The sequence below is a fragment of the Daejeonella sp. genome (assembly GCF_036405355.1).
GTDB lineage: Bacteria > Bacteroidota > Bacteroidia > Sphingobacteriales > Sphingobacteriaceae > Daejeonella.
Window position 1 is genome coordinate 1 of record NZ_DASWXT010000039.1, and the last position, 2,169, is coordinate 2,169.

Consider the following 2,169-nt stretch of genomic DNA (forward strand, 5'->3'; position numbering starts at 1 on the left):
GCGATACGCCTATACCCGAGATTTAAATAAACAATCATTAATAAAATACCCTCTTTCCTAAATATGGCAAGAGTTTCAATTCTGCTGCCGGGCTAAACCTTAATAAAAACTTTCCCCGGACACTAGTGACTCCAAGTCATCAGATGAGTCTAATAATCAAAGTTGTGCTAAATAATCAATTTTTGTAATCGCTGGAAACTTTAACGACAGGCAACCCTTCTGACGTTTGCATAATGACATTTCGTAAACGGACTTGATTTTCATCGCCCCAATTGCCTAAAGCTGAGATTACAGGAATTAAGGTCTTTCCAAAATCTGTCAGTGAATATTCAACTTTTGGCGGAATAACAGGATAAATGATTTTTGAAACTAATTCGTGTTCTTCCAGTTCTTTTAACTGAATATTCAAAACTCTTCGCGAAGCATCAGGAATACAACGTTGCAGTTCGCTTGGGCGTTTATGACCTTCATTTATAAACCAAAGCAAACGAATTTTCCATTTGCCATAAAGCACTTCACCAATCAAGTCAAGACCACAATTTAAGTTCAATGGAATTTTTCTGTCCTTCATACAACAAACTTAGTTTAATGTACCAAATAGTGCAATAGGGGAAAAATTTAACCCTATGCAATTCGATTATCCGTACTTGTGCAAACTGCTTGTATACTCCAATTTTGACCTTAAATAATTTAAACACATGGAAGGATTTAATTTCAACAATGAATTATCAGGCAAAATTGCATTGGTAACAGGTGGTACGAAAGGTGCTGGAAAAGCAATCGCGAAACGATTATTACAAGCAGGGGCAACAGTTATCATTACGGCAAGAAACGCACCTGAAAAAGCAAATGAAAAACTGCATTTTATTTCGGCAGATCTGAGTGAACCAACAGGAACTCAAAAATTAGTTGATGAAGTATTATCGGGCTATAACAAACTGGATATTCTTGTAAATAATCTTGGTGGTTCTGAAACGCCGAGCGGCGGGTTTGCAGCTTTGACCGATACTGACTGGGAAACAAGTATCCAAACAAATCTTTTGGCACCGGCACGACTGGACAGAGGTTTTCTGCAGCAAATGATAGAACGAAAAAGCGGTGTCATTATTCACATTGCTTCAATTCAGGGCAGACTCCCTTTACATGATTCTACCTTAGCCTATGCAGCAGCCAAAGCAGGTTTAATCAATTACAGCAAAGGTTTATCTAAGGAGGTTTCGCCGAAAGGCATTCGTGTTCTGACTGTTTCGCCAGGATGGATAAATACTGCATCGGCACAGGCCATGATGGAGCGAATTGCTGAAGGTTCAAACATTACTGTTGAACAGGCAAGTCAACATGTTATGGATGCTTTGGGCGGAATACCGATCGGTCGCCCGGCGCAACCAGAAGAAATTGCAGAATTTGTTGGTTTTTTAGTTTCGCCAAGAGCCAATTATCTGACAGGAACAGAGTATGTAATTGATGGAGGAACAATACCAACTATTTAATAATCATTAATAACTATAAATATCATGAATTTACCAATCGTAATCGAAGATTTAGCAAAAGCACAAAAAATCTTTCGACAGTTTAGCTTACTCAAATTGTTTTTCCGAATCAGCCATAGTTTTTGACGAAGGCAAAACACATAAGGGAAGAATTGAAATTGAACAATGGATTAAAAAAGCAAATGAAGAATACCAAGCAGCTATGAAACCTCTGGAATATTCAGCAACAGATGAAGTTCTGAAAGCTGAAGTCTCAGGCAATTTTCCTGGTAGCCCAGTTGTTCTGTCCTATCATTTTGAATTTAAAGACGGACTTATTCAGTCGTTAAGAATAACCGGCTGACAAAAAGGTAGCGACATAAAGTAGAGTTGCTATAGCTTGGGTTTCTTACCGAACAGACCGTTTCAACATTGTCCACTGTCCGTAGATACGCTGCGCTTAAACTGTACAACAGCAATTAAACTCATCGGATGACTCCAAGTCATTGTTGTCCGGTAAAAATAAAATGTTTAAAAATATCCTTTTAAAAAGTATCGAGAACGATTTTATTTCCTGATTTCAAAAAGCAAGCCCCGCTGTTAGCGCACTCGCTCAATAGGCCCCGCTTTTAAGTGGGGTAAACAAGGGGGATATTCCAGGCTTCAGCCCAAAATAATCCGTTTATACCGGAACACCCGC

Annotated in this window: 3 protein-coding genes; 2 read left to right on the forward strand and 1 reads right to left on the reverse strand. The window is 38.8% G+C overall.

Annotated features, from left to right (window positions below):
* Nucleotides 1-175: 175 nt before the first annotated feature.
* Nucleotides 176-571, reverse strand: a complete 396-nt coding sequence (locus VGE44_RS05070) for a winged helix-turn-helix transcriptional regulator (RefSeq protein WP_331076663.1) — start codon at nt 569-571, stop codon at nt 176-178.
* Nucleotides 572-698: 127 nt separating this feature from the next.
* Here VGE44_RS05070 and VGE44_RS05075 point away from each other — a divergent pair, with 127 nt between their 5' ends.
* Nucleotides 699-1,490: an SDR family oxidoreductase gene (locus VGE44_RS05075; RefSeq protein WP_331076664.1), complete on the forward strand. Its 792-nt coding sequence runs from the start codon at nt 699-701 to the stop codon at nt 1,488-1,490.
* Nucleotides 1,491-1,692: 202 nt separating this feature from the next.
* Nucleotides 1,693-1,833, forward strand: coding sequence for a hypothetical protein (locus VGE44_RS05080; protein ID WP_331076665.1), 141 nt, complete (start codon nt 1,693-1,695; stop codon nt 1,831-1,833).
* Nucleotides 1,834-2,169 lie beyond the last annotated feature (336 nt).

Bases quoted from the DNA above. Each gene is read 5' to 3' on its own strand.
- VGE44_RS05070 (WP_331076663.1), bottom strand. From the start codon at position 571: ATGAAGGACAGAAAAATTCCATTGAACTTAAATTGTGGTCTTGACTTG.
- VGE44_RS05075 (WP_331076664.1), top strand. From the start codon at position 699: ATGGAAGGATTTAATTTCAACAATGAATTATCAGGCAAAATTGCATTG.
- VGE44_RS05080 (WP_331076665.1), top strand. From the start codon at position 1,693: ATGAAACCTCTGGAATATTCAGCAACAGATGAAGTTCTGAAAGCTGAA.